This is a genomic window from Sphaerisporangium cinnabarinum, assembly GCF_055567015.1.
On sequence record NZ_JBVHRG010000009.1, the window covers coordinates 150,520 to 176,754 of the forward strand.

The 26,235-nt window shown below is 73.4% G+C and carries 24 protein-coding genes and 3 tRNA genes; 16 read left to right on the forward strand and 11 right to left on the reverse strand.

Going from position 1 to position 26,235, the window contains the following annotated elements:
- The first annotated feature begins 113 nt into the window (after positions 1 to 113).
- The 5 genes from gyrA (at position 114) to ACZ4MO_RS14115 (ending at position 4,151) form a co-directional block, all read left to right on the forward strand.
- Positions 114 to 2,681: a DNA gyrase subunit A gene (gyrA, locus tag ACZ4MO_RS14095; protein WP_499279127.1), complete on the forward strand. Its 2,568-nt coding sequence runs from the start codon at positions 114 to 116 to the stop codon at positions 2,679 to 2,681.
- On the forward strand, positions 2,678 to 3,688 hold the full coding sequence (locus tag ACZ4MO_RS14100; protein ID WP_255437306.1) for a DUF3566 domain-containing protein: 1,011 nt from the start codon (positions 2,678 to 2,680) through the stop codon (positions 3,686 to 3,688). The genes gyrA and ACZ4MO_RS14100 overlap by 4 nt, the downstream gene beginning before the upstream one ends.
- 128 nt (positions 3,689 to 3,816) lie before the next feature.
- Positions 3,817 to 3,890: transfer RNA gene (locus ACZ4MO_RS14105), tRNA-Ile, on the forward strand.
- A gap of 27 nt (positions 3,891 to 3,917) precedes the next feature.
- Positions 3,918 to 4,037: a DLW-39 family protein gene (locus ACZ4MO_RS14110; RefSeq protein ID WP_021483216.1), complete on the forward strand. Its 120-nt coding sequence runs from the start codon at positions 3,918 to 3,920 to the stop codon at positions 4,035 to 4,037.
- A 38-nt stretch (positions 4,038 to 4,075) separates the two neighbouring features.
- Positions 4,076 to 4,151, forward strand: a tRNA-Ala gene (locus ACZ4MO_RS14115).
- A 209-nt stretch (positions 4,152 to 4,360) separates the two neighbouring features.
- On the opposite strand, the gene ACZ4MO_RS14120 is transcribed toward ACZ4MO_RS14115, so the two are convergent.
- Positions 4,361 to 5,527, reverse strand: coding sequence for a hypothetical protein (locus ACZ4MO_RS14120; RefSeq protein ID WP_175009416.1), 1,167 nt, complete (start codon positions 5,525 to 5,527; stop codon positions 4,361 to 4,363).
- A 131-nt stretch (positions 5,528 to 5,658) separates the two neighbouring features.
- On the opposite strand from ACZ4MO_RS14120, the gene ACZ4MO_RS14125 reads away from it, so the two are divergent.
- Both ACZ4MO_RS14125 and ACZ4MO_RS14130 read left to right on the forward strand, forming a co-directional pair.
- The gene (locus ACZ4MO_RS14125; protein ID WP_499279092.1) at positions 5,659 to 6,207 is read left to right on the forward strand and encodes a peptidylprolyl isomerase; all 549 of its coding nucleotides are present in this window, start codon (positions 5,659 to 5,661) and stop codon (positions 6,205 to 6,207) included.
- Between the two features lie 107 nt (positions 6,208 to 6,314).
- Positions 6,315 to 7,124 (forward strand): rhomboid family intramembrane serine protease, encoded by an 810-nt coding sequence (locus tag ACZ4MO_RS14130; RefSeq protein ID WP_342779596.1) that lies wholly within the window; start codon positions 6,315 to 6,317, stop codon positions 7,122 to 7,124.
- Between the two features lie 107 nt (positions 7,125 to 7,231).
- Here the strand turns inward: ACZ4MO_RS14130 and ACZ4MO_RS14135 are convergent, their stop codons facing one another.
- Positions 7,232 to 7,483 carry a cell division protein CrgA gene (locus ACZ4MO_RS14135; RefSeq protein ID WP_074804014.1) on the reverse strand — a complete coding sequence of 84 codons (252 nt, stop codon included), beginning with the start codon at positions 7,481 to 7,483 and terminating at the stop codon, positions 7,232 to 7,234.
- Between the two features lie 333 nt (positions 7,484 to 7,816).
- On the opposite strand from ACZ4MO_RS14135, the gene ACZ4MO_RS14140 reads away from it, so the two are divergent.
- From ACZ4MO_RS14140 to ACZ4MO_RS14155, 4 genes are read left to right on the forward strand one after another with little or no spacing between them, the layout of a single operon-like run.
- Positions 7,817 to 8,617, forward strand: a complete 801-nt coding sequence (locus tag ACZ4MO_RS14140; protein ID WP_255437305.1) for a DUF881 domain-containing protein — start codon at positions 7,817 to 7,819, stop codon at positions 8,615 to 8,617.
- On the forward strand, positions 8,614 to 9,393 hold the full coding sequence (locus tag ACZ4MO_RS14145; RefSeq protein ID WP_175009414.1) for a class E sortase: 780 nt from the start codon (positions 8,614 to 8,616) through the stop codon (positions 9,391 to 9,393). Before ACZ4MO_RS14140 ends, ACZ4MO_RS14145 begins: the two co-directional genes overlap by 4 nt.
- Entirely contained in the window at positions 9,393 to 9,587 is a 195-nt protein-coding gene (locus tag ACZ4MO_RS14150) for a hypothetical protein (RefSeq protein ID WP_175009413.1), read from the forward strand. Before ACZ4MO_RS14145 ends, ACZ4MO_RS14150 begins: the two co-directional genes overlap by 1 nt.
- The gene (locus ACZ4MO_RS14155) at positions 9,584 to 10,243 is read left to right on the forward strand and encodes an aminodeoxychorismate/anthranilate synthase component II (protein ID WP_175009412.1); all 660 of its coding nucleotides are present in this window, start codon (positions 9,584 to 9,586) and stop codon (positions 10,241 to 10,243) included. Before ACZ4MO_RS14150 ends, ACZ4MO_RS14155 begins: the two co-directional genes overlap by 4 nt.
- 116 nt (positions 10,244 to 10,359) lie before the next feature.
- Here ACZ4MO_RS14155 and pknB read toward each other — a convergent pair whose 3' ends face one another.
- From pknB to ACZ4MO_RS14190, 7 genes are all read right to left on the reverse strand, one after another.
- The gene (gene pknB / locus ACZ4MO_RS14160) at positions 10,360 to 12,435 is read right to left on the reverse strand and encodes a Stk1 family PASTA domain-containing Ser/Thr kinase (RefSeq protein WP_499279096.1); all 2,076 of its coding nucleotides are present in this window, start codon (positions 12,433 to 12,435) and stop codon (positions 10,360 to 10,362) included.
- Between the two features lie 113 nt (positions 12,436 to 12,548).
- Positions 12,549 to 14,246: a protein kinase domain-containing protein gene (locus tag ACZ4MO_RS14165; RefSeq protein ID WP_175009410.1), complete on the reverse strand. Its 1,698-nt coding sequence runs from the start codon at positions 14,244 to 14,246 to the stop codon at positions 12,549 to 12,551.
- Positions 14,243 to 15,709 carry a penicillin-binding transpeptidase domain-containing protein gene (locus ACZ4MO_RS14170; protein ID WP_175009409.1) on the reverse strand — a complete coding sequence of 489 codons (1,467 nt, stop codon included), beginning with the start codon at positions 15,707 to 15,709 and terminating at the stop codon, positions 14,243 to 14,245. The genes ACZ4MO_RS14165 and ACZ4MO_RS14170 overlap by 4 nt, the downstream gene beginning before the upstream one ends.
- Complete coding sequence (locus ACZ4MO_RS14175) at positions 15,706 to 17,346, reverse strand: FtsW/RodA/SpoVE family cell cycle protein (protein WP_175009408.1); 1,641 nt, start codon at positions 17,344 to 17,346, stop codon at positions 15,706 to 15,708. The genes ACZ4MO_RS14170 and ACZ4MO_RS14175 overlap by 4 nt, the downstream gene beginning before the upstream one ends.
- Positions 17,346 to 18,773: a Stp1/IreP family PP2C-type Ser/Thr phosphatase gene (locus ACZ4MO_RS14180; protein ID WP_108050900.1), complete on the reverse strand. Its 1,428-nt coding sequence runs from the start codon at positions 18,771 to 18,773 to the stop codon at positions 17,346 to 17,348. Before ACZ4MO_RS14180 ends, ACZ4MO_RS14175 begins: the two co-directional genes overlap by 1 nt.
- 6 nt (positions 18,774 to 18,779) lie before the next feature.
- Positions 18,780 to 19,283 (reverse strand): FHA domain-containing protein FhaB/FipA, encoded by a 504-nt coding sequence (locus tag ACZ4MO_RS14185; RefSeq protein WP_175009407.1) that lies wholly within the window; start codon positions 19,281 to 19,283, stop codon positions 18,780 to 18,782.
- Positions 19,284 to 19,293: 10 nt separating this feature from the next.
- Entirely contained in the window at positions 19,294 to 20,001 is a 708-nt protein-coding gene (locus ACZ4MO_RS14190) for an FHA domain-containing protein (RefSeq protein WP_021480387.1), read from the reverse strand.
- Positions 20,002 to 20,405: 404 nt separating this feature from the next.
- Here ACZ4MO_RS14190 and ACZ4MO_RS14195 point away from each other — a divergent pair.
- From ACZ4MO_RS14195 to ACZ4MO_RS14215, 5 genes are all read left to right on the forward strand, one after another.
- Positions 20,406 to 20,489 (forward strand) — tRNA-Leu (locus ACZ4MO_RS14195).
- A gap of 229 nt (positions 20,490 to 20,718) precedes the next feature.
- Positions 20,719 to 21,246, forward strand: a complete 528-nt coding sequence (locus ACZ4MO_RS14200; RefSeq protein WP_499279099.1) for a hypothetical protein — start codon at positions 20,719 to 20,721, stop codon at positions 21,244 to 21,246.
- 206 nt (positions 21,247 to 21,452) lie between these two features.
- Positions 21,453 to 21,827 (forward strand): PadR family transcriptional regulator, encoded by a 375-nt coding sequence (locus ACZ4MO_RS14205; protein ID WP_024841614.1) that lies wholly within the window; start codon positions 21,453 to 21,455, stop codon positions 21,825 to 21,827.
- Entirely contained in the window at positions 21,827 to 23,203 is a 1,377-nt protein-coding gene (locus tag ACZ4MO_RS14210) for a permease prefix domain 1-containing protein (protein ID WP_175009405.1), read from the forward strand. The genes ACZ4MO_RS14205 and ACZ4MO_RS14210 overlap by 1 nt, the downstream gene beginning before the upstream one ends.
- 39 nt (positions 23,204 to 23,242) lie before the next feature.
- Positions 23,243 to 24,325, forward strand: a complete 1,083-nt coding sequence (locus ACZ4MO_RS14215) for a squalene cyclase (RefSeq protein ID WP_175009404.1) — start codon at positions 23,243 to 23,245, stop codon at positions 24,323 to 24,325.
- Here ACZ4MO_RS14215 and ACZ4MO_RS14220 read toward each other — a convergent pair.
- Complete coding sequence (locus ACZ4MO_RS14220; protein ID WP_175009403.1) at positions 24,250 to 25,305, reverse strand: ABC transporter substrate-binding protein; 1,056 nt, start codon at positions 25,303 to 25,305, stop codon at positions 24,250 to 24,252. The genes ACZ4MO_RS14215 and ACZ4MO_RS14220 overlap by 76 nt on opposite strands.
- A gap of 90 nt (positions 25,306 to 25,395) precedes the next feature.
- Positions 25,396 to 26,178 carry an ATP-binding cassette domain-containing protein gene (locus ACZ4MO_RS14225; protein ID WP_074804392.1) on the reverse strand — a complete coding sequence of 261 codons (783 nt, stop codon included), beginning with the start codon at positions 26,176 to 26,178 and terminating at the stop codon, positions 25,396 to 25,398.
- Positions 26,179 to 26,235: the final 57 nt, after the last annotated feature.

Consider the following 26,235-nt stretch of genomic DNA (forward strand, 5'->3'; position numbering starts at 1 on the left):
CCGAGAACGAGCCCACGGCTCCCGGCGACGGGTCCGAGGAGACCGTGCACGCCGACGGGTCGGCGGTCGCGGTGCACCACGGGCGCATCGAGCAGGTGGACCTGCAGCTCGAGATGCAGCGGTCGTACCTCGACTACGCGATGAGCGTCATCGTGGGCCGTGCGCTCCCCGACGTGCGCGACGGCCTCAAGCCCGTGCACCGGCGCGTGCTGTACGCGATGTACGACGGCGGGTACCGCCCGGACCGCTCGTACTCGAAGTGCTCGCGCGTCGTCGGCGACGTGATGGGCAAGTTCCACCCGCACGGCGACAGCGCGATCTACGACGCGCTGGTGCGCCTCGTGCAGGACTGGTCGCTGCGCTACCCGCTCGTCGCCGGGCAGGGGAACTTCGGCTCCCCCGGCAACGACCCGGCGGCCGCCCCGCGGTACACCGAGTGCCGCATGGCCCCGATCGCCATGGAGATGGTCCGGGACATCGACAAGGACACCGTCGACTTCCAGGACAACTACGACGGCCGCACCCAGGAGCCGTCGGTCCTGCCCGCGCGGTTCCCGAACCTGCTGGTCAACGGCTCGGCGGGCATCGCCGTCGGCATGGCGACCAACATCCCGCCGCACAACCTCCGCGAGGTCGCGGCGGGCGTGCAGTGGCACCTCGACCACCCGGACGCCTCGCGCGAGGAGCTCCTCGCGGCGCTGCTCCAGCGCATCAAGGGCCCGGACTTCCCCACGGGCGCCACGATCCTCGGCCACAAGGGGATCGAGGAGGCGTACCGCACGGGTCGCGGCTCGATCACCATGCGCGCCGTCGTGAACGTGGAGGAGATCCAGGGCCGCGTGTGCCTGGTCGTCACGGAGCTCCCCTACCAGGTGAACCCGGACAACCTGGCCGCGAAGATCGCGGACCTCGTCAAGGAAGGCCGCGTCCAGGGGATCGCGGACATCCGCGACGAGACGTCGGGCCGCACGGGCCAGCGCCTCGTCGTCGTCCTCAAGCGCGACGCCGTGGCGAAGGTCGTCCTCAACAACCTGTACAAGCACACCCAGCTCCAGGACACGTTCGGCGCGAACATGCTGGCGCTCGTCGACGGGGTGCCGCGCACGCTGAGCCTCGACGCGTTCGTCCGGCACTGGACGACGCACCAGCTCGACGTCGTCGTGCGCCGCACGCGGTACCTGCTGGCGGAGGCCGAGCGCAGCATCCACATCCTGCGCGGGTACCTCAAGGCGCTCGACGCGCTCGACGAGGTCATCGCGCTGATCCGGCGCTCGCCCGACGTCGAGGAGGCCCGCACGGGCCTCATGGAGCTGCTGGGCGTCGACGAGGTCCAGGCGACCGCGATCCTCAACCTCCAGCTGCGCCGTCTGGCGGCCCTGGAGCGGCAGAAGATCCTCGACGACCACGACGCGCTCGAGCGCCAGATCCTCGACTACCAGGACATCCTGGCCAAGCCGGAGCGGCAGCGGTCGATCGTCGGCGACGAGATGGGCGAGATCGTCGCGAAGTACGGCGACGAGCGTCGGACGACGATCCTCCCGTTCGACGGCGAGGTCTCCATCGAGGACCTCATCGCCGAGGAGGAGATGGTCGTCACCATCACGCGCGGCGGGTACGTGAAGCGGACGCGCAGCGACAGCTACCGCGCCCAGAAGCGCGGCGGCAAGGGCGTGCGCGGCACCCAGCTGCGCGAGGACGACATCGTCGACCACTTCTTCGTGACGACGACGCACCACTGGCTGCTGTTCTTCACGAACCTCGGCCGCGTCTACCGCGCGAAGGCGTACGAGCTCCCCGAGGGCGGGCGCGACGCCAAGGGTCAGCACGTGGCGAACCTGCTGGCGTTCCAGCCGGGCGAGAAGATCGCGCAGGTCCTCGACCTGCGCGACTACGACGCGGCGCAGTACCTGGTGCTCGCGACGCGTCGCGGCCTCGTGAAGAAGACGCGGCTGTCGGAGTACGACTCGCCGCGCTCGGGCGGCCTCATCGCGATCAACCTGCGCGAGGACGAGTCCGGCACGCCCGACGAGCTCGTCGCGGCGCTCCTCGTGGACGCCGACGACGACCTCATCCTCGTGTCACGCAAGGGCCAGTCCATCCGCTTCCCCGCCGACGACGACACGATGCGGCCGCTGGGCCGCGCGACGTCGGGCGTCACAGGCATGAAGTTCCGCGACGGCGACGAGCTGCTCTCGGCCGACGTGGTCGAGGAGGGCTCCGACCTCTTCGTCGTGACGGAGGGCGGGTTCGCGAAGCGCACGCGGATCGACGAGTACCGCGTCCAGGGCCGCGGCGGTCTGGGCATCAAGGTCGCCAACCTGGTGGAGGCTCGTGGAGATCTCGTGGGGGCTCTGGTGACGGAGGCCGACGACGAGGTGCTGGTCATCATGGAACGCGGGAAGATCGTGCGGTCCGCGGTCGGCGAGGTGAACCTCACCGGTCGGAACACGCAGGGGGTGACGTTCGCGAAGCCCGACAAGGGCGACCGCATCATCGCGGTCGCGCGGAACGTCGAGCGTCGCCTCGGAGAGGATCGGGATACCGTGGAGGGCGAGGACGGGACCGGCACGGCCCCGGGCGTCACCGACACGAGCAGCGCACCGACCACCGACGCGCCCGCCTCGTCCGACGGGGCGGGCGGGACCGACCCGGCCCCCGGAACCACCGAGGAAACCAGATGAGCAGCGAGAACAACGCACCGCCGACCATCACGCCGCGGCTGACCGTGCCGCGACCGGACACGGACGCGGCCCGCTCCGGGGGCACGTCCCCGAGCCGGCACGGCGAGGCGGACGGCACGTCGTCGAACGGCTCGTCGAAGGGTTCGACGAAGGGTGCGTCCCAGGGCTCCTCGGCACCGGCGACCCCGCGTGACGGGGCCGCGGCCGCGGTCCCGCCGCCTCCCCCGCCTCCGCCGGGTCCGTCGGCCCAGGCTGCGCCCGCGCAGGGCACGGTGGACGACGACGGCATGGAGCGCGCGTCGGGCGAGAGCCGTGTCGCGGTCGCCCGGGCCGGGGCCGTGAAGGCGGCGGCCGCGGCGATCGCGGCGGCGAAGACGGCCGCGAAGAAGGTGTCGGCGGCGGTCCCCGCCGCGCCCGCAGAGACGGAGCCCGAGCGTGGGCACGACGAGATCGACGACGAGACGGTGAGGCGCGTGCCCACGACCACCTCGGCCCCCACGAGCGCGGCGACCGCCGGCGCTCCCGCCGGGGCCTCCATGCACTACTCCGCCGCCGGGGTGACGGGCACGGCGAGCCCGCTCACCGGCGCCACGCCGGCCGTGGGGACCGCGACGGGCGCGACCCCGGCCGTCCGGCCCGACGGCGGCCCGCGCCGCGTGCGGCTCGCGGTCTCGCGCATCGACCCGTGGTCCGCGATGAAGCTCGGCTTCCTCCTCGCGGTCGCGATCGGGATCATGACCGTCGTCGCGACCGCCGTCGTCTGGTACGTGCTCGACGGCATGCAGGTCTTCTTCAAGATCGAGGAGCTGTTCACGCAGATCGTCGGCACGGAGACGGACGTCGACATCCGCCAGTACGTCGCGTTCGGCCGCGTGATCTCGATCGCCACGCTGCTCGGCGTCGTGAACGTCGTGATCATCACGGCGCTCTCGACGATCATGGCGTTCCTCTACAACATCGTCGCGGCGCTCGTGGGTGGCGTGCACCTCACGCTCACCGACGACTGACCACGCACCGGCTCCCCGACCGGGAGGCACAGGCCCCTCGGTTTGGGTCTGCGGCTCCCGGTGGGGTAACCTCAATCGCTGCCTGCGAGCGGAGCAGCCCTCCTGGGGCTGTCCGGCGAGGCGCGTTCGGGCCTATAGCTCAGACGGTTAGAGCGCTTCCCTGATAAGGAAGAGGTCAGAGGTTCAAGTCCTCTTAGGCCCACTGCCAACCCACTCGAGGGGGAACACCATGAAGAAGCTTCTGCTCCTGCTCCTCGCCGCCGGCGCCGGGTACCTCGTGTGGCGCAAGTACACGGAGGACAACGCCGAGCGCGACCTCTGGGCAGAGGTCACCGACACCTTCGAGTGAGCACCTCTCGCTGCTGACCGGCCCCGGCCGCGTCACCCGGGGCCATGGCGCAATTGGTAGCGCACCTGCTTTGCAAGCAGGGGGTTGGGGGTTCGAGTCCCCCTGGCTCCACCATCGTCACGACCACCAAGACCCCGTCCGGCTGCGGACGGGGTCTTCGTGCGTCCGACGTCGGCGTACCCGGCGCCGCGGGCCGCGGCCGCGTCCCACGGCCGCGTCCGCGTGCTCGCGAGGTCTTTGCCCGGAGGGACGACGAGGGGCCCGTCCCTGCCGGGACGGGCCCCTCGGTCGTCTGTCACCGTCCGGGTACGGCGGGTGGAGGGTCAGGCGTCGTCGGCCTTCTTCGCGGCGTCCTCGGCTGCCGACTCGGCAGCCTCGCGCGCCTTCTTGCCGGCGTCGCCCAGGTCGTCCTTGGCGTCCGCCGCGGCGTCCTTGACGTCCTCCGCCGTGTCCTTCACCGCGTCCTTCGCGCCGGCAGCGCCGCCGCGGGTGGTGCTGCGGGCCCGGCTCGTCGCCTTCTTCGCCGCGTCCTTCGCGTCCGAGACGGCCTCGGTGACGCGGTCCGTGACGTCGTCGCGGACCTCGGCGGCACGCTCGGCCAGCTTGTCGGTGGCCTCGCGGCCCTTGGCGACGGCGGCGCCCGCCGCCTCGCCGAGCGACTCGGCCGCGTCCCCGACGGCGTGCTTGGCGTCGCCGACGACGTCGTCGAAGTGGACCTGCTGCTGCTCCTGCTCCCACGGCTCGGCCCAGGGGTCGGTCGTCGGCTGCGCGCGGCGGTAGAGGACGTAGCCGACGCCCGCGGCGGTGACGCCACCGGCGATCCACCAGAGCGTGCGGCCCTTGCCCTTCGAGGAGTCGGCCTCGGCGGCCTTCGCGGCTGCCTTGTCCGCCGCCGCGGCGAGCTTGGCGGCCGCCTTCTCCGCGGTCTTGTCGGCGTGCTTCGCGGCCTTCTTGCCGGCCTTGCCGGCCGACTTCTGCGCCTGCTTCGCGGCCTCCGTCGTGGCCTTCTTGGCCTGCTTCGCGAGCTTGCGCGCCTTCTTGCCCGACGCCGCGGCGGCCGCGGCAGTCGCGGCGGCGGTCGCCTCGGCGGCGTTGTCCGCGGCACGCTGGGCGGAGTCCGCCGCGCTGGCCGCTGCGGCGTTGAAGCTGGCGACGATCTTCGGCAGCACGTCCTCCACGAGGCGGTCGTGCGCGGTGTCGATCGCCGGCGCGGCCTTGGTCGCGGCCTTCTCGACGCGCGGCGCGGCGGCCTGGATGCTGTCCTGCCAGGCCTTCTCGACGCGCGGCTGGAGCCACTCGAGGAACGCCTCCACCTTGGGCGTGCCCCACTCCTTGGCGTGCACCGCGGCGTCCTTGGCCTGGTCCGCGAGCTGGGTCGCGGCGCTCTGCGCCGTCGCGGCGGCCTGCGCGGCCTGTTCCTTCAGCTTCTCGGTGTCGATCGACTCGAGCGTGTCCTTGACGGAGTCGCTCGCTGAGCGAGAACGGGTCATGCGTGCTCCCCGGGGTCGTCGTCCGACGGGACGAATGTGCGGATGCGATGCGTTTCCGCCCACTCTGCCACCACCCCGGCCACGCCGCGAGACATCGCCCCGGACGGGTCGGGCGCGGGTCTCGTGGGAAGATGGTGCCCATGTTCGCAACCCTCCACACGACCGCAGGTGACATCCGGATCGAGCTCCTGCCGAACCACGCCCCGAAGACGGTGGCGAACTTCGTCGGGCTCGCCCAGGGCACCCAGACGTGGTCCGACCCCCGCACCGGCGCCGAGCGCACCGAGCCCTTCTACGACGGCCTGATCTTCCACCGCGTGATCCAGGACTTCATGATCCAGGGCGGCTGCCCGCTCGGGACGGGCACCGGCGGCCCGGGCTACACGTTCAACGACGAGATCCACCCCGAGCTCCAGTTCGACCGCCCGTACCTGCTGGCGATGGCGAACGCGGGCGTGCGCCGCAACCCGGTGACGGGCGAGGCCGAGGGCACCAACGGGTCGCAGTTCTTCATCTCGACGGTCCCCACGCCGTGGCTCAACGGCAAGCACACGATCTTCGGCGAGGTCGCGGACGACGAGTCCCGCGCCGTCGTCGACGCGATCAACGCGACGCCCACGCGTCCGGGCGACCGCCCGCAGGAGGACATCGTCATCACGTCCGTCACCATCGAGGACTGACCATCTCGACGACACCTCCCGGGCCACCCGGCCCGCCGGCGTACGGGACGGCCGGACCGCACGACGGTCCCGCCGTCCCGCCGGTGTGCCCGCGGCACCCCGACCGCGTGTCGTACGTGCGCTGCCAGCGCTGCGGGCGCCCGGCATGCCCCGAGTGCCAGCGCCCCGCGGCGGTCGGCGTCCAGTGCGTGGACTGCGTGCGGGAGGCCGCCCGTCAGGCGCCCACGGCGCGCACCGCGCTGGGCGGGAAGGTGCGGGGCGGCCCGCCCGTCGTGACGTTCACGATCATCGGGCTGTGCGTCGTGAGCTGGCTGCTCCAGCTCGTCACGGGCGGCACGTGGACGAACATGCTCGCGTTCGCGCCGTGGGTCGGCGAGCTGCAGCCCTACCGCTTCCTCACGGCGGCGTTCCTGCACTCGACGAGCCCCGTGCACATCCTCTTCAACATGTACGCCCTGTGGATCACGGGCCCGTTCCTCGAGCAGCAGCTCGGACGGCTGCGCTTCACGGCGCTCTACCTGCTCTCCGCCCTCGGAGGCTCCGTCGGGTACCTGCTCCTCGCGGGAGGCCCGACGTCGGAGGCCTGGTACCAGCCCGTCGTCGGCGCCTCGGGCGCGGTGTTCGGGCTCTTCGGGGCGATCCTGCTCGTCCTGCGCCGGACGGGCCGCAACGCGATGCAGATCGTCGTGCTCATCGGCATCAACTTCGCGATCGGGCTGTTCTTCCCCGGGATCGCGTGGCAGGCGCACCTGGGCGGTCTCGTGGTGGGCCTCGCCCTCGGCGCGGCCTACGCGTACGCGCCGCGGGAGCGCCGCACCCTGGTGTCCGTGGGCGCGACGGTCGTGGTCGTCGTGGCGCTGGTCGCCGCCTCGTGGCTCACCTACGCGGCGGCGGACCAGTTCGGCCACGTCGCCTGACCGGGCCCGCCGCGAGAGTTATCCCCAGGGTTACTCACAGGTGTGGAACTACACCGGTGTGAGGCCCGACGTCGCCGGGCGGGGCCGAGGCCCTGCCCGGCGCGCGGCTACTTCCAGCGCGTCGTGAGCGCGAACCCGGCGATGATGAAGGCGAAGCCCACCCCGAGGTTCCACGCGCCGAGGGGCGGGACGGGGAGCTGCTTCGGACCGCTGAGGTAGAACAGCACGATCCAGGCGAGCCCGACGAGCATGAGCCCGAGCATCGTGGGCACGAGCCAGCGCGGGTTGCCCGACTCGGGCTTCGGCACGCTCGGCGGACGCTGCGGCTTGGGCTTCTTGCGCGACTTCGACTCGGGCACGAGGGTGGGCTCCTGTCCTGGTGGGGCTCGCTGCGCCGACGCCGGGACGCACCGCGGGAGCGGACGCCTGCCGTCGTCGTGCAGGAACCGTGCATGGGTCGGGCGAAGGTCGTCGACGCGCCGCGAGACTCTGCCGGAGCACGGGTCCGTCACGATCGTGGACGACGTTCGTCGACTAGCGTAGTGGGCGCACACAATAGGCACGGACACCGCGCGCGGAGGACGTGCCGCGAGGTGAGCCGCGCACGACCTCGAGCACCACACAGCCCACGACGCAGACGCACGACGCAGACCGGTCGACGACCGCGTCCGCCCCAGGAAGGAGACGGTCGCGTGAGCACCACGGACCCCGCCGCCGCGGGCCCGGACGATCCCGCCGACGTGCCGTCGCCGGGCCCGGGCGGTACGCCGCGCGCGCGCCGCGTGCGGTCCGCCGTGACGGTCGCGCTCGTCCTCGCGCTCGCGGGGCTCATGTTCACGGCCAACGCCCGGCTCGCGCGCGGCGACGAGTCGCGCCACCCGGAGAACCTCGCGCAGCTCGTCGACCGCGAGTCCGACCGCGTGGCCGACCTCGCGACCCAGGTCGACGCCCTGACGGCCGAGGTCGCGGACCTGTCGCGGTCCGAGGACGCGCCCACCGGCGTCGACCCCGACCTCGCGGCGCGGACGGCCGTCTCCGCCGGCACGACGCCGGTCCGGGGCGCCGGCGTGTCCGTCTCGCTCGACGACGCGCCCCCGGACGGCAGCTACCCCGCGGGGATCCGCCCCGACGACCTCGTCGTGCACCAGCAGGACATCCAGTCGGTCGTCAACGCGCTGTGGGCGGGCGGTGCCGAGGCGATGACGCTCCAGGGGCAGCGCGTCACGGCGACGTCGGCGTTCCGCTGCGCGGGCAACATCCTGCTCCTGCACGGGCGCGTCTACTCCCCGCCCTACGTCGTCGAGGCCGTGGGCGACCCCGAGGCGCTGCGCGACGCGCTCGACCGCTCGCCGGGCGTCCAGGTGTACAAGGAGTACGTCGACGCGGTGAACCTCGGCTGGTCCGTCGAGGACGAGGACGACATCGAGATGCCGGGCTACCAGGGCGCGCTCGAGCTCCGCTACGCGCGCCCGTCCGACGCGGTGGCGTCGTGACCGCGACGAGCCCCGCACCGGCCCGGCACGCCGGGCAGCGCGGCTCGAGCCGTGGTCCGGTGTCCGCGGTCGTCGGGGTGCTCGGCGAGCTGCTCATCACGCTGGGGATCCTGCTCGGCCTGTACGTCGTCTGGCAGCTCTGGTGGACGGACGTCCAGGCCGACCGGGTCCAGGCGCAGGTGCTCGAGGAGATCCAGGCGCCGACCCCGGACGCCGCGGACGTCGGCACGACGATCCTGCGCGACGACCCGCCCGTGCCCGCCGCGCCGGCGCTCGGCGAGGTGTGGGGCACCCTCTACGTGCCGCGGTGGGACGGCAAGATGATGCCGATCGCGGAGGGCACCGACAAGCGGTCGATCCTCGACCGGGCCATGGCCGGGCACTACCCCGAGACGGTCATGCCCGGCGGCGTCGGGAACTTCTCCCTGGCCGGGCACCGGCAGACGTACGGCAAGATCTTCCACGACGTCGAGGAGCTCGAGATCGGCGACCCGATCGTCGTCGAGGCCGACGGCACTTGGTACGTCTACCGCGTCGACCACATGCAGGCCGTGAAGCCCGACCAGGTCGAGGCGATCGCTCCCGTCCCGTGGCAGCCCGGCGTCGAGCCCACCGAGCGGTACCTCACGCTGACGACGTGCCACCCGATCGGCCTCAACTCGCTCGTCGCGCGGTACATCGTCAACGCGAAGTTCGACTACTGGATGCCCGTCGAGGACGGCACGCCGCCGGAGCTCGTCGGCCAGACCGCTCCCGCCGCCGAAGGAGGCTCGTGATGTACGGGGCGCTGTGGCGCGTGCTGCCCGGCCCGGCGTGGCTGCGGGTGCTGATCCTGCTCGTCCTCGCGGCCGCCGTCGTGCTCGCGTGCTTCGAGTGGCTGTTCCCGCTCGTGTCCGAGTACATGCCGTTCAACGACCCCAACATCCAGACCGACGCCGCCGGCGCAGCGTCCGTGGAGGCCACGCGATGACCCACCCGACCCGCATCCTCGTCGTGGACAACTACGACTCGTTCGTCTACACGATCGTCGGCTACCTCGACCAGCTGGGCGCGCAGACCGTCGTCGTGCGCAACGACGCGGTGCCGGAGCCGGACGCCGACGGCCGGTTCCGCGACGCCGACGGCACGGTGTTCGACGGCGTCCTCGTCTCCCCCGGGCCCGGCACGCCGAAGGAGGCAGGGCAGAGCGAGCAGGTCATCCGGACGTGCGCCGCGTCGCGCACGCCGATGCTCGGGGTCTGCCTCGGCCACCAGGCCCTCGCCGAGGTGTACGGCGCGACGGTCACGCACGCGCCCGAGCTCATGCACGGCAAGACGAGCCTCGTGGAGCACGAGGGCGAAGGCGTGCTCGCGGGCCTCCCCCTGCCCTTCACCGCGACGCGGTACCACTCGCTCGCCGTCGTGAGCGACACCGTGCCCTCCGAGCTCGAGGTGACGGCGACGACCGCCGGGGGCGTCATCATGGGCCTCCAGCACAAGGAGCTGCCGCTGCACGGCGTCCAGTTCCACCCGGAGTCGGTGCTCACCGAGGGCGGCCACCGCCTGCTCGCGAACTGGCTCGAGGCGTGCGGCCTCGAGGGAGCCGTCGAGCGCTCCGCGGGCATGGCCCCGCTCGTGCGCCAGTAGCGAGCACGGCGCAGCGCCGACCCCGGCCGTCACCCCGCAGCCCTCCGCACGACGACGGGCCCTCACCTCCGTGGAGGTGAGGGCCCGTCGGTCATGAGCGCCGGGTGGGCGGTGTGTCAGCCCTCGCCGTCTCCGCCGTTGCCCCCGCCGTTCCCGTTGCCACCGCCGTTGTTCCCGCCGCCGTTCTCGCCGCCACCGGTCGACGGTCCGGGGCCGGTGGAGACGATGAGCCGCACCTCTGAGCCGACCTCGAGCTCGGTCCCGCCCCGCGGGTCGGACCCGATAACCGTGCCTGCCGGCCACTGCTCGGACTCCTGCGTGATGCGGTTGCCGCTCGGATTGAGGCCGGCGCCGTTGAGCGCCTCGATGGCCTGCTCCTCGGTCATGCCGGCCAGGTTCGTCGGCACCGTCGTCGTCTCCGCCGCGCGCGGGATGGCGACCTTGAGGGTCACGGTCGACCCCTGCGGGACGCTGCCCGCGTTGGGCTGCTGCGAGAGGACCTGGTTCTCCGGCTCGTCGGACTCCTCCTCGCTGCGGTCGACCTTCAGGCCGAGAGCCTCGACGGTCGACTTCGCGGCGTCGAACTGCTGGCCCGTGACGTCCGGAAGGGCGACGAGGCCGCTCGACACGTAGAGGTTGACAGTCGAGCCCGCGGGCACGGACTGCCCGGCGCCGGGGTCGGTCTTCGTCACCGAGCCCTTCGGGACGTCCGGGGAGTCCTCGGTGTTGACGTCGCCGACGTTGAGCCCGGCGTCGGCGAGATACTGCCGGGCCTCCTCCTGCGTCTTGCCCTTGAGGTCCTGGATCGTGACGGCGTCAGGCCCGGTCGAGAACCAGACGTCGACCGAGGTGCCCGGGTCGACCTGGGCGTCCCCGGCGGGGCTCTGGCGGATGAACTCGCCCTCCGGGACGTCGGAGTTCTCCTCGAGGAGCGGGTTGAACTCGAGGTCCAGGCCGTCGAAGAGCGCGGCGGCCTCCTCCTGGGTCATGCCCGCCTGGACCGTCGGCACGGTGACGAGCTCCGGCTCGGCGTCCTTGTTCTGGTTGATGAGCAGCATCGTGACGATCGCCGCGATGGCGAGGACGCCGACCGCGATGAGCGCCCACATGAGGCCCTTGCGGCTCTTGGGCTGCTCCTCGTCCTCGCCGGGAGGCTGCTCCCCCGGCGGGACGGCGGGCGCCGCGCTGGTCGCCCAGGGGTTCGCCGCCGCGGCGGCCGGGGTCATGACCTGCGTCGCGGACTCGACCATCGTCGGTTGGAGGTCGGCGGCCGCGGCGGCGGCACCGAGGCCTGCGGCGGCGGCCGCGACCCCGAGCGCGGGGGCCGTGATGGACCCGCCCCGCACCGCGTTCTCGAGGTCGGCCCGGAACTCGGCTGCGCTCGAGTACCGCGCGGTGCGGTCCTTGGCGAGCGCCTTGAGCGTGATGCGGTCGAGCACCTCGGGCACGTCGGGAGCGATCGCGCTCGGCGTGGCGGGCGCCTCGCGCACGTGCTGGTAGGCGACCGCGACGGGCGAGTCGCCGATGAACGGCGGGCGCCCCGTGAGCAGCTCGTAGAGCAGGCAGCCGGTCGAGTACAGGTCGGAGCGCGCGTCGACCGTCTCGCCGCGCGCCTGCTCCGGGGAGAGGTACTGGGCGGTGCCGATGACGGCCTGCGTCTGCGTCATGGTGGCTGCGGAGTCGGCCACCGCGCGGGCGATGCCGAAGTCCATGACCTTCACGGCGCCGGTCGGCGTGATCATGACGTTGGCGGGCTTGATGTCGCGGTGGACGATCCCGGCGTGGTGCGAGTACTCGAGCGCCGCCAGGACGCCCGCGGTGATCTCCACGGCCTCGTCGATGGGCACGGCCTGGCCGTCGCGCAGGATGTCCCGCACGGTGTGGCCCTCGACGTACTCCATGACGATGAACGGGACGTGCACCGAGTTCCCGGTGGCGTCCTCGTGCACGTCCTCGCCCGTGTCGTAGACCGCGACGATGGCCGGGTGGTTCAGCGACGCCGCCGCCTGCGCCTCGCGCCGGAAGCGTGCGAGGAACGACGGGTCGCGCGCGAGGTCGGAGCGCAGGATCTTGATCGCGACGGTACGACCGAGGCGGTTGTCGTGGCCGATGTGCACCTCGGCCATGCCACCACGGCCGATGAGCTCACCGACCTGGTAGCGCCCGGCAAGCACTCGGGGAGCGTTGTCCACCACTCATTCGTCCTTCGGTGTCGTCGGAGCCGCGGGCGCGTCCGCCCGTGGCACAGCTGGCGCAATCATCCCACCCGGGGCCCTGCGGTCACGCAGGGAACAGCACGATGTCGTCACGATGTCACCCGTCCGGGGAGCCTCTCGGCGTCGGACGCGACGACCTCGACGGAGGTCTCCGCGCCCCGCACGGGGGCGGTGTCGCCGCCGTCGCCGTCCCGGTCCCCGAGCGTGGCGATCGTCGCGATCACCAGCACGAGCAGGAGACCCAGGAGGGCGACGAGGGGCCAGGTCAGGCCGTTGGGCAGGCCACCCAGGCGGCGGCCCGTCGTGGTCGACGTGCGGCGTCCCGCGGAGCGTGAGGGTACGGGTGCCGACTGCGACTGACGGCGCGCCTCGGCGCGGGTCGCGGGGGCGACGGGCTCGGCGTGCGTCGGGCTCGCCGGACGCCCGGGCGCACCGGCAGGGCGTGTGCCCGCGCGGGTGGGCTGCGGTCGTCGTGAGGAGCGCGTCGGGCCGTGCATCTCGCGACGCGGCGGGTACGACCGCGGAGCCCCCGGGTCGTCCGCCGGGGCGGCGGGGACGGGGCGTTCCCACGGGAGGGCGGGGCCGGGTGCGGCGTCGTCCGGGGCGGGCGGTGCCGGGGGGACGGGCTCGGCGGTCGCCGGGACCGTCCCGCCGTGCCGGCCGAGCGGCCGGACGTGGGTCGCGTCGTCGTCGGGCGGCCCGGGCGGGGTGCCGGCCGACGGCGGCGGCACGTCCGCCGTCTCCCCCGCCGCCGCGGCGTGCGCGGCACGGCGCGGCGCGGGGGCGACCCACGGGCTCGTCGGGTCGGGCGCGTGCGGGTCGCGCACCGCGGCCGGGATGACGAGCGGGGTGATGACGGGTGCCGGGTCCGGCTCGGGCGCGGGGACGTCGTCGGCGGTGGTGCGGGCCCGGCGCGCGCGTCGCGTCGGGGCGGGCGCCCCTGTGCGGGCGGACCAGGGGTCGCTCGCGAGACGCGCGCCGATGCCCTCGAAGACGCGCGCGAGCGCGTCGGCCGGGTGAGGCCGCGCCAGCGGGTCCTTGGCGAGCATGACCATGACGAGCTCGCCGAGCTCCGGGTCGACCGACGTGGGCAGCGGCGGCACCGGCTCGTTGACGTGCGCGACCGCGATGTCGACCGGCGTGGACCCCGTGAACGGCCGGTTCCCCGCGATCGACTCGTACGCGACGATGCCGAGCGCGTAGATGTCCGAGGCCCCGGTCGCGGCCTGGCCGACCGCCTGCTCGGGCGACAGGTACTGGGCCGTGCCCATGACCATGCCCGTCGCCGTCATCGGGACCTGGTTGGCCGCGAGGGAGACCCCGAAGTCGGTGATCTTCACCGTGCCGGAGCGGTCGATGAGGATGTTGCCCGGCTTGACGTCCCGGTGCACGACGCCGGACAGGTGGGCGGCGTGCAGCGCGCGGGCGGTCTGCGCGAGGATCGGGAGGAGCCGCGCGGGCGGGAGCACCGGCTCGCGCTCCAGCAGGTCCGCCATGGGCTCGCCCACGACGAGCTCCATGACGAGGTACCCGGAGCCGTTGGTCTCGCCGTAGTCGTACATCTGCGCGATGTTGGGGTGCGAGAGCGCCGCGCTGTTGCGGGCCTCGGTGCGCAGGCGGTTGAGGAAGTCCTCGTTGCCCGCGTACTCGCTCCGCAGGACCTTGACCGCGACCTCGCGGCCGAGCGCGTCGTCGGCCGCGACCCACACCTCGCCCATGCCGCCGACGGCGATGCGCCGCACCAGGCGGTAGCGGTTGCCGAGCGTCAGCCCCCGGACCGGCTTCATCCGTTCAACACCGCCTCCATGACGGCGCGGGCGATCGGCGCGGCGATCGCGCCGCCCGTCGCCTCGTTGCCCATCGAGCCGCCGTTCTCGACGATGACCGCGACCGCGACCTGGGGGTCGTCGGCGGGGGCGAAGCTCGTGAACCACGCGTGCGGAGCGGCCTCGCCGCCCGTCTCGGCGGTGCCCGTCTTGCCCGCGACCTGCACGCCCGGGATCTGCGCCGACTTGCCGGAGCCGTTCTGCACGACGCCCACCATCATCTGGGTGAGCTGCTCCGCCGTCGACGGGGAGACCGAGGTGCGCAGACGGCGCGGCTCCGACTGCCGGACGACGTCGAGGTCGGGGTTGCGGATCGTCGCCACCGTGTACGGGGCCATCTGCACGCCGTCGTTCGCGATCGCGGCGGCGACCATCGCCATCTGGAGCGGCGTGACCTTGACCTCGCCCTGGCCGATGCCGGCGCGCGCGATCCCGGCGGCGTCCGCGCCCGGCGTGCCCTCGGCGGGGAAGCGGCTCGGCGTGACGTCCATGGGGATCTCGAGCGAGGCGTCGAAGCCGAAGTCCTCGGCCTGGTCGCGCATCGCGTCCTCGCCGAGGGTCATGGCGAGGTCGCCGAACGCGGTGTTGCACGAGATGCGCAGCGCGTCCGCGAGGGTCATCTCGCCCGTGGGCGAGCAGCGCGTGCCGCCGAAGTTCTTCATCGTCTGCGTCGACTGGGGGTACGGCAGCTCGTCCGGCGCCGGGATCACGGTGTCGGCCGTGTACTGCCCGCTCTCGAGCGCCGCGGCCGAGGTGACGATCTTGAACGTCGAGCCCGGCGGGTACGTGTTGCCGCGGATAGCCCGGTTCGACATCGGGTTGCCCTCGGCGTTGAGCAGCTCCTGGTAGCGCTGGCGCGCGAGGGCGGTGTCGTGCGTCGCGAGCTCGTTCGGGTCGTAGCTGGGCTTGGACACGAGCGCGAGGACGCGGCCCGTCTTCGGCTCGATCGCGACGACGGCGCCGCGCTGGTCGCCCAGCGCGTCCCACGCGGCCTGCTGGGCCGCCGGGTCGATCGTCAGCTCGACGGACGCGCCCTGCGGCTGCTGCCCGGTGAAGAGCGCGCTCAGGCGGTCGAGCCACAGCGAGCTCGCCTCGCCGTTGAGGTAGTCGTTCTCCTTGTCCTCGATCTCCGTGCGCCCGTTGGTGAGCGACAGGAAGCCCGAGACGGGCGCGTAGAGCGGGCCGTTCGAGTACTGGCGCTGGAAGCCGAACGCGTCGTCCACCGGGGTCGAGGACGCGATGGCGTCGCCCGCGACGACGATCGGGCCGCGGAACTTGTTGTACTCGCGGTAGATGGTGCGGGCGTTGCGCGAGTCGTTGTTGAGCGAGTCGGCCTGGACGAACTGGATGTACGTCGTCGACACCATGAGCGCGAGGAACATCACGAGGACGACGGTCGCGACGCGACGCAGGGGGACGTTCACCGGGCTCCTCCCCAGGGGTCGCGGTCGGTCTCGGTGGCGGCGTCCGGCCGGCGGACGACCTCCGTGCGCAGGTCGTCGGGGTGGTCGGAGACCTCCCCGGTGCGGCCGACCGCGGGCTGGACGCCCGTCGTCGCGCGCGTGGGGCCGGTGGCGGGACCGGGGACGGTGGGCGCGCCGACCGTGGTGGGTGCGTCGTCGGGCAGGGCGCCCACGGCCGCGCCGCCGCCCACGACCGCGACCGGGTCCGAGTCGGTGCGGCTGCGCGCGCCGCCGGGCGCGACCTGCCCGCGCACGGGCAGGGAGGAGGGGCGGCGCGCGTCGTCGGAGATGCGCAGCAGCAGCCCGACGACGAGCCAGTTCGCGAGGAGCGACGACCCGCCCTGGGCGACGAACGGCATGGTCAGGCCGGTGAGCGGGATGATCCGCGTGATCCCGCCGACCACGACGAAGAGCTGCCACGCCATGACGAACGCGAGCCCGCCCGCGAGCAGCTTGCCGAACCCGTCGCGCACGCCGATCGCGGTGCGCAGGCCGCGCTCCACGAGGACGAGGTAGGCGAGCAGGATGCCGATGAGGCCCGTGAGCCCGAGCTCCTCGCCGAGCGACGCGTAGATGAAGTCGGAGAACGCGTACGGGACCGTGCGCGGGTAGCCGGCGCCCCAGCCCGTGCCGAAGAGCCCGCCGTTGCCGAGCGAGAACAGGCCGCCCACGAGCTGGCCCGAGCCACCCGGGCTGCGGCCGAAGATCTCCGGGTCGAACGGGTGCAGCCACACGTCGACGCGCGCCTGCACGTGCCCGAACGTCGAGGCTGCCAGCACCGCGCCGACCGCGATGAGGAGCAGACCGATGACGACCCAGCTCACGCGCTCGGTCGCGATGTAGAGCATCGCGACGAACAGGCCGAAGAACAGGAGCGAGGTCCCGAGGTCGCGCTCGAACACGAGGATCGCGAGCGAGACGAGCCAGACGATGATGATCGGCCCGAGGTCGCGCAGGCGCGGGAGCTGGAGGCCGAGCACGCGGGGGCCGGCGAGCGCGAGCGTGTCGCGGTTCGTCACGAGGTACCCCGCGAAGAAGATCGCGAACGCGACCTTGGCGAACTCGGCCGGCTGGAGCGAGAAGCCGAACAGGTTGATCCAGATCTGGGCGCCGTTGATGCGGGTGCCCAGGCCCGGGACGAGCGGCAGCGCGACGAGCACGATGCCCGCGATCATCGCGGTGTACGTGTAGCGGCGCAGGGTGCGGTGGTCGCGCAGGAACCAGACGAGGGCGAACGCGCAGAGGATGCCGAGCGCCGTCCACTGGAGCTGGCGCGGCGCGAGGTCCTGGGTGCCGCCCGTGACCTGCGAGCCCAGGTCGAGGCGGAAGATCATGGCGAGGCCGATGCCGTTGAGCGCGACGGCGATCGGCAGGATCACCGGGTCCGCGTACGGCGCCTTGAAGCGCAGCAGCACGTGCGCGGCGCCCGCGAGCACCACCGTCCCGATGCTGTACACGTAGAAGCGGCCCGGGAGCTCGCCCGTGAGCTGCAGACCCACGAGCGCGTACGCCCCGATGCCCAGCGCGAGCGCGAGGACGAGCAGACCGAGCTCCGCACCCCGGCCGGGGCGCACCTCGGTGGTCTCCACCGTGGCCATCAGGCCCCCGAGCCGGCGCCGTCGGCGGGCGCCGGGGTCACGCTCGGCGCGTCGGCCTCCGGGGTCCCCGTCGCCGCGCCGTCCGTGGTCCCGTCCGGCGTGTCGGTCGAGCCGTCGGTCGCGGGGGTCTCGGTGGTGTCCTCCGCGGCCTCGGCGACCAGCCGCTCCGCGCGGGCGCGGGCGTCCTCGAGCGACTCCGCGGGGATCGTGGTCTCCAGGCGGTCGACGACGTAGCCCGGCAGGTCGTCGACGCGCGTGCCCGTGAGCTCGATCGGGGTCGACAGCGTGACCGGGCCCGCGTTCTCGGGGATGCCGCGGAACACCGCGACCTGGCCGTCGGCGACGCCCACGTAGTACTGCGACTGCGTCCAGCGGTACCCCGCCCAGCCGGCGGCACCCAGGCCCGCGACCACGAGCAGGATCGCGACCACGGTGATCCAGCGCCGGGGGGCGCGACCGGGGCGCACGTCGTCCTCGTCGTCGCCGGAGCCCTCGACGGCGGTCCGGGCCTCCGCACCGTCCTCGTCCGGCGCGTCGGCGTCCGGCTCCTCGGTCGGTGCGGTCGCCTTGGTGCTCGCCATGAGCGCGGCCGCGCGGGCCGCCGGGCCGTCCGCTGCCGACGTCGGGGCGTCGCGGTCGATCGCCGCGGACCCCACGACCTGCGCGCCCGTGCCGGGCGCCCCGCCGTCGGGCAGGGCGTCGACGTCCACGACGTCCGCGACGACGACCGTCACGTTGTCCGTGCTGCCCGCGCGCAGCGCGAGCTGGAGCAGGTGGTCGGCGCACGCGTCGACGTCGTCCGTCTCGGTGAGCGTCTGCGCGATGGTCTCCTGGCTGACGAAGCCCGAGAGGCCGTCCGAGCACAGGAGCCACCGGTCGCCCGGCTTCGCCTCGCGGACGGACATGTCCGGCGTGAGGTCGATGTCGAAATCGCCCAGCACGCGCATGACGACGTTGCGCTGGGGGTGGGTCTCCGCCTCGTCCGCCGAGATGCGCCCCGTGTCGACGAGGTGCTGCACGAACGTGTGGTCCGTCGTGACCTGGTTCAGCTCGCCGTCGCGCAGCAGGTAGGCGCGCGAGTCGCCGAGGTGCGCCATGGCGAGCTTGTTGCCCGCGCGCAGGATCGCGGTGACGGTCGTGCCCATGCCGACCAGCTCCGGGTCGGTCACGCTGCGGTCCACGAGGTCCTGACGGGCGTGGTCGATCGAGCGCTCGAGCTCGGCCAGCGCGTCGTCCGGGCCGTGCGACTCGCCGTCGAGCGGCGCGAGCGCGGCGATCGCGATGGAGGAGGCGACGTCGCCCCCCGCGTGGCCGCCCATGCCGTCCGCGACGACGAGCAGGTGCGGGCCCGCGTAGCCGGAGTCCTGGTTGTTGGAGCGCACGAGCCCGACGTCGGAGCGCGCGGCGTAGCGCAGGGCGATGTTCACTGCGGGCTACCTCTGCAGCTCGACGACGGACTGACCGATCCGCACCCGCGTCCCCGGGCCCAGGGGGGTGACCTGGGCGATCCGCTGGTCCTCGACGTAGGTGCCGTTCGTGGAGCCGAGGTCCTCGACGAACCAGGACCCGTGCTGCGGGAAGATGCGGGCGTGGCGCGACGACGAGTAGTCGTCGTCGAGGACGAGCGTGCAGCTCGGCGCGCGGCCGATGAGGATCGACGACGTCGTGAGCGGGATCGTCGTGCCGGTCAGCGGGCCGGCGGTGACGACGAGCCGCGACGGGCCCGCGGGCGCGACGGGCCGCGAGGGCTCCGGCGCGGCCGGGGTGGGGCCCGACGTCGGGCGGGCGGCGGGTGCGGGACCGCCCTTCTTGCCGCGGCGCGGCGTGATCTTCGTGCCGTACAGGTCCCGACGCAGCACGCCGATCGCGGAGAGCACGAACACCCAGAGCAGCACCAGGTAGCCCAGCCGGAGCAGGGTGAACGTGAGATCGGTCATGCGGGCCGGATCACCACTCCTCGTTGTCGGACGCGCCGGTCCAGAACATGATGCGGGTCCGGCCGATCGTCAGGGAGTTCCCGTCGAGCAGCGTCGCTGCCGGCACCTGGTGCCCCTCGACGAACAGGCCGTTCGTGGAGCCGAGGTCCGTCGCGATCACGCCCTCCGGGGTCACCCGGATCTCCAGGTGGCGCCGCGAGACGCCCGGGTCGTCGACGACGATGTCGGCCTCCGAGCCGCGGCCGATCACCGTGACCGGGCCGGTGAGCAGGTAGCGCTGCCCGTCGATGTCGACGAGCGGGTGGCGCGTGCTCGGGGACGCCGTCGTGGCGGGTGCGACGTTGCCGCGCACGCTCGCCGAGCGGAGCTGGAAGCGGCCGACGTCGAGCGTGTCGTTCTGCTCGAAGCTCACGCTCACGGGCCCGACGAACGCGTAGTGCTGCGACGCGGCGTACTGGGTGACGTTCGACGCCAGCTCGTCGGCGAGGGTCTCCGCGCCCCACCCCTCGACCTGGCCGAAGTCGTCCACCGACAGCTCGATGGTGAACTCGTTGGGCACGACCGTGCGCTCGCGGTCGACGACGGCGGCGCGGTCGTCGACCTCGCGCCGCAGCGCGCTCGCGAGCTCGACGGGCTTGACCTCGCTGCGTCCCACCTTGGCGAAGGCGTTGTTCACGACCCGCTCGACGCCCTTCTCGAAGCGGTCCAGGACTCCCATGCCACCTCCTCCCTCGTGCTCGCTCGTGCCGCGGCTCGCGCCGCGCGGATCTCGTCTGCTCTGCCGGCGCCCTCTCTCCGGTGGCCCCCCGCGCGCACCCGCGTCCGGGCAGACTACCTAGATCGTATCGATCGCGTCGGACCAGCAGGCCCGTTTCGTCGGACGATTACCGGACGGATGTGGCGCTTTCGTGGCGGAGCGTGTGAACGTCGGGCGTCCGCTCCCCCGCCGAGCGCGAGGTTGCTGTCGTCTCGCCGCTCTTCCCGGGAGCGACGGCATGCTCGAGGGCGATGAAGGTCGTGGTCGACGACGGGCTCGCGCCGTGGTGCGTCCGGGTGGCGGGCGTCACGCAGGACGGCGCGGTGCCGGTCGGTCCCTCGCGTCGTGCTAGTCTTCTGCGGCACGCGCGAGTGGCGGAATAGGCAGACGCGCACGGTTCAGGTCCGTGTGCCCGAAAGGGCGTGGGGGTTCAACTCCCCCCTCGCGCACGTGACGAGGGTTTCGGCTTCAGGGCCGCAACACCTTCGAAGAGTCCCGGTCAGGTTCTCCTGGCCGGGACTTTCTGCGTCCGGGACGTCGTGTCCCGCACCCGCTGCCGGTACTGCACGCCGACGCCCGTGGCATGACCGCTTCTCGTCCCGTGGCACGACGGTGCGCGCATCCAGGTCCGGCCACGGGCCGACGCCGCGCCGATCGGCCACGGACGACGATCGACGCATGGTCAACGACACCCTTGCCGCCCGTCCGCGTCCCGCCTCCCTCGCACTCGCCCTCGCGGTCCCCGCCACCCTCCTGCTCGGGGCGTGCGGCGTCGTCCCGAGCGAGGTGGTCGAGAAGAAGGCGAGCGACGGCGCGAGCGGGAAGGAGTCTGGCCTGCTCGCGGACTGGGTGCCCGACGAGGCGACGGACGTCGTCGTCCTGCAGCGGGCCACGGGCGCGGAGCGGCTCCTCGTCGCGTCCTACGACGGCGACCTGTCCGGCGAGTGCCGGCCCGTCGCCGAGGAGGGCGCGCCGTCCCGGGAGGAGCTGGTCGCGGCGTACAGGTCGGACGAGCGGACCCAGCGCGTCCCGGTCGACAAGATGGCCGAGGTGAGGACGCTCGAGGCCGACTTGTGGCCGGACGACCAGGAGGCGCGGACCACCATGCTCTGCGGTCGATGGTGGGTCAGCCAGGAGGGCGGCACGATCTTCGCCTTCACGCCGGACCTCGCCACGGCGGTGGACGGTGCGGCGCGCAACCGGTAGTCGAGGCACGTCGGCGCTGGTCGCCGACCGCCGGGACCCACGGACCGCGGGAGCGTCGAGCGCGGTGGGGGACGTCGAGCTCGGGTCGACCGCGGCGAGCGGGCGGCACCGGCCCGATCCTCTGCGCGAGGCGCACGACCGGTCCGCTCCGCACACCTAGAACTGCTAGGGTCGTAACCCCTAGAACAGCTAGGCATAGGAGCGTCATGCGTATCGACAAGGACCTCGTGGCCGCCTCGGCCACCCCGCTCGTGCTCGGGATCCTCGCCGACGGCGAGTCCTACGGCTACGCGATCCTCAAGCGCGTGGACGAGCTCTCGGGCGGGCGGATGCAGTGGACCGACGGCATGCTGTACCCGCTGCTGCACCGGCTGGAGCGCCTCGGGCTCGTCGAGGCGTCGTGGGGCACGTCCGACGTCGGCCGGCGCCGCAAGCACTACGCGATCACCGCCGCGGGGCGCGAGGCGCTCGTCGAGCGCCAGGCGCAGTGGGACGTCGTCGCGCACGCGCTCCAGCAGGTGTGGCGCTCCGCCCAGGACGGGCTCCAGAGCCCGCCGCGCGTCGCGGAGGGGTGGGCCTGATGGGCGCCGCGACCGCGCCGACGGACGGGGCGAGCCCCGGCCCGCACGCCGCGCTCGAGGCCCAGATCGACCAGTGGCGCGGGTACGTCCGGCGCCGGGAGGCGATCTCCGCCGCGGACGTCGACGAGATGGAGGACCACCTGCGCGAGCGGGTCGAGGACCTCCGGGCCACGGGCCTCGACGACGACGAGGCGTTCCTCGTCGCCGTGAAGCGCATGGGCACGCTCGACGACCTGTCGCGCGAGTTCGCGCAGGAGCACTCCGAGCGTCTGTGGAAGCAGCTCGTCCTGGTGGGAGAGCAGGCGGGCCGCACCCGTTCGTGGCGCGAGCTCGCGGTGGTGCTCGGGCTCGCCGTCGCGGTGGGCGTCACGGTCAAGGTGGCGACCGTGCTCCTGCCCTGGGAGACGGTCGGGCTCAACGTCGGGCTCCTCGTGCTGCCGTTCCTCACGGCCTACCTCGCGTGGAAGCGGCAGGTCACGCTGCGCGTCGTCGGCGCGCTCGTCGTGCCGTTCGTCGTGCTGGGCGTCGTCCTCAACGTGTACCCGTTCGAGCCCACGGACTCGACCTTCGTGCTCGCGGCGCTCGCCGCCCCGGTGACGCTGTGGGCCGTCGTCGGGCTCGCCTACGTGGGCGGGCGGTGGCGCTCGGACGCGCGCCGCATGGACTTCGTGCGGTTCACGGGCGAGCTCGCCGTGTACTACACGCTCATCGCGCTCGGTGGCGGGGTCCTGCTCGGCCTGACCATCGGGGTCTTCTCGCTCGCCGGCGTCGACCTCGAGCCGTACCTCGACACCTGGATCCTCACCCTGTGCGTCCCGGCGGCGCTCATCGTGGCCGCCTGGCTCGTCGAGGCGAAGCAGAACGTCGTCGAGAACATCGCGCCCGTGCTCACGCGCGTGTTCACGCCGCTGACGCTCGTCATGCTCCTCGCCGCGTTCGTCGTCCTCGCGACCGCGGGGAACCTCGCGGCCGTCGACCGCGAGCTGCTCATCCTCATGGACGCGATCCTCGTGCTCGTCCTGTGCCTGCTCCTCTACTCCGTCTCCGCACGCGACCCGCTCGCCCCCGGGTCGTTCTTCGACGGGCTCCTGGTGGTCCTCGTCGGCGCGGCGCTCGCCGTCGACGCGGTCGCGCTCACCGCGATGCTCACACGCATCGCCGAGTTCGGCATGAGCCCCAACAAGGCGGCAGCGCTCGGGCTCAACCTCCTGCTGCTCGTCCACCTCGCGTGGTCGGCCGTGCTCGCGACCGCGTTCCTCCGCGGGCGCCGGCCGTTCGCCGACCTCGTCGCGTGGCAGACGCGCTTCCTCCCCGTCTACGCGGGGTGGGCGGCGGTCGTCGCCCTCGTGTTCCCGCCCGTGTTCGGCTTCGTCTGACGGACGGCGGTCGGCCGTCCCCCGGCGTAGCGTGACGGGATGGCCGACCGAACGCCCGGAGGCCCCGTCGACGGCGACGTCGTCGGCTGGCTCCTCGACGCCGACCCGGCGCTGCGCTGGCAGGTGGAGCGCGACGTCGTGCACGCCCCGCCCTCCGTGTGGCGGGCGACGCGGGCGCGCGTCGCGACCGAGGGCTTCGGCGCCCGGCTCCTCGCGCTCCAGGACCCCGACGGGCAGTGGGCGGGCGGCGCGTACTTCCCCGCGGACGTCGGCGGGGACGGCGCGACCGCGCCGGACGCCGAGGGCAGGCCCGAGGAGGGCCAGCCCTGGACCGCGACCACCTGGTCGCTCGTCGCGCTGCGCGAGTGGGGGCTCGACCCCGAGGTGCTCCGCGCGCGTCGCACGCCCGAGCTGCTCGCCGAGCACTGCCGCTGGGAGTACGACGACCTGCCCTACTGGGGCGGCGAGGTCGACTGGTGCATCAACGGGTACACGCTCGCCGCGGGCGCGTGGCTCGGCGTCGACGTGTCCGGGCTGCTCCGCACCGTCCTCGACGGTCGGCTGCCCGACGGCGGGTGGAACTGCGCGTGGGTCGAGGGCGCGACCGTGTCGTCGTACCACTCGACGCTCAACGCGCTCAAGGGCCTCCTCGCCTACCAGGAGCACGCCGGGGCCACGGACGAGCTGCGCGCCGCGCGCCGCGCCGGCGAGGAGTACCTGCTCCGCCGCGGCCTGTTCCGCCGGCTCGGCACCGGCGAGCCCGTCGGGGACTGGGCGTTCCGCCTCGCCTACCCGTTCCGCTGGTACTACAGCGTGCTCAACGCGCTGGTCTACCTGCGCGCCGCGTCGCTGCTCGACGGCACACCGCCGGACCCGCGCGCGGCGGACGCGGTCGAGCACGTCCGCCGCGCGCGGCGCCCGGACGGCACCTGGCTCCAGGGCCGGCGCCACCCGGGCCGCGTGTGGTTCGAGGTCGACGCACCCGCGGGTGAGCCGTCGCGCTGGCTCACGTACCACGCGACCGTCGTCCTCGACTGGTGGGACGGTCAGGACGCGGGCGGTCCCGAGACGACCTCGGCGCCGTCGAGCACCGCGATGAGCTCGTCGAACCACTCGACGTAGCTCGCCCACGTGAACGGGCGCTTGTCGTCCCAGCCCACGACCTGCCCCGCCTGCACCGCGGGCAAGCCCGCGTAGACGGGGTTCGCCGCCATGGCCTCGTCGGAGCCGGTGTAGCTGAGCACGACGTCCGCCGGGTAGTCCGGCACGCGCTCCCAGCTCAGCTCCGCCCAGGCCTCCTCGTCCTGCGGGCCGCCGATCGTGAAGCCCAGCTCCTCCAGCAGCGCGAGCTGGCCCAGGGTCCGCTGCCCGACCCACAGCTCCTCGGCCCCGTTGAGCGGCAGGATCGTCAGCGGCTTCTCCGCCGCGATCGCCCGCAGGGTGTCGAGGCGCTCGTCGAACGCGGCGCGCGCCTCGGCGACCTCCGGGGTGTCCGCGTCGCCGCCGAGCGCCTCCGCGAGCGACGCGTAGTCCTCGATCACCTCGACGACGGGGCGGCCGGAGAACTTCATCCCGACGAACGGCGCGACGGCGGTCGCCTCCTCGGTGATCTTCTCGTCCCACCACCGCCACGCCGTGCCGTCCTCCGTCCCGAACCCGATCACGAGGTCGGGGTCGAGCGCGAGCAGCTTCTCCAGGTTGAGCTCGGCGTCGGTGCCGACGACCTCCATCTCGTCGACCCGCGCGTTGCCGATCGACAGCGCCCCGGTGTCCGAGAAGCCGTACCCGAACACCCCGTCGGGCCGCACGCCGTAGTCCCACAGCGCGGCGGCCGAGTAGCCGTCGACGACGAGGCGGTCCGGCGCCTCGTCGAGCTCGTACGTCGTGCCGTGGCCCGAGGACGTCCACGACCAGCCGTCGGCGCTCGCGGACGGCCGGCCGTCCCCGGCGCCGTCGGAGCCCGCGTCGGTGCTCGGGGAGCACGCCGCGGCGACGGCCGTGAGAACGAGCGCGAGCGTGGCGGCCGCGACCGAGCGCGCGGGCCGACGCCGCGGACGGCGCGCGCCGGGCAGGGTGGACGAGGGACGGGTCGTGCGGGTCATGCGGTGCTCCTCCGACGAGGCGGTGCGGGCGAGCGCAGGACGGTGGGGGGCCGGTCGGGCGGGGTGGTCCGACCGGGAGACGGGGCCGCGTCAGGCGCGGCGGGGCCGGCCCTCGGGCACGACGAGCGGCGTGCCCGTCACGGGGTCGGCGATGATGCGGCACGGGAGGCCGAACACGTCCTCGACGAGCTCGGCCGTCACGACCTCCGCCGGGGCGCCCTCGGCGACGATCGCGCCGTCCTTCATGGCGATGAGATGCGTCGCGTAGCGGCACGCGTGGTTGAGGTCGTGCAGGACGGCGACGAGCGTGTGCCCGCGGTCCCGGTTGAGGTCGGCGCACAGCTCGAGCAGCTCGATCTGGTGCGCGATGTCGAGGAACGTCGTCGGCTCGTCGAGCAGGAGGAGGGGGGTCTCCTGCGCGAGGACCATCGCGACCCACACGCGCTGGCGCTGGCCGCCGGAGAGCTCGTCGACGAGGCGGCCCGACAGGTCGGTGGTGCCGGTCGCGGCGAGCGCGGCGACCACGGCCGCCTCGTCCTCGCGCGACCACTGGCGCAGCAGCTTCTGGTGGGGGTAGCGCCCGCGCGCGACGAGGTCCGCGACGGTGATCCCCTCGGGCGCGATCGACGACTGCGGCAGGAGGCCGAGGCGGCGCGCGACCTCCTTCGCGGGGATGGACGAGATGGAGCGGCCGTCGAGCACGACCTCGCCCTGCGACGGCTTGAGCAGGCGCGACAGCGCCCGCAGCAGCGTCGACTTCCCGCACGCGTTCGGCCCGACGATCACCGTGAACGAGCCGTCGGGGATCGTCACGTCGAGCCCCGAGGAGATGACGCGGTCGTCGTAGCCGACGGTGATGCCGTCCGCGTGCAGGCGGTCGGCGGAGGGGGCCGCGGGGCGGTCGGCGGAGCCGGGTGCGGCGGGTGCGGC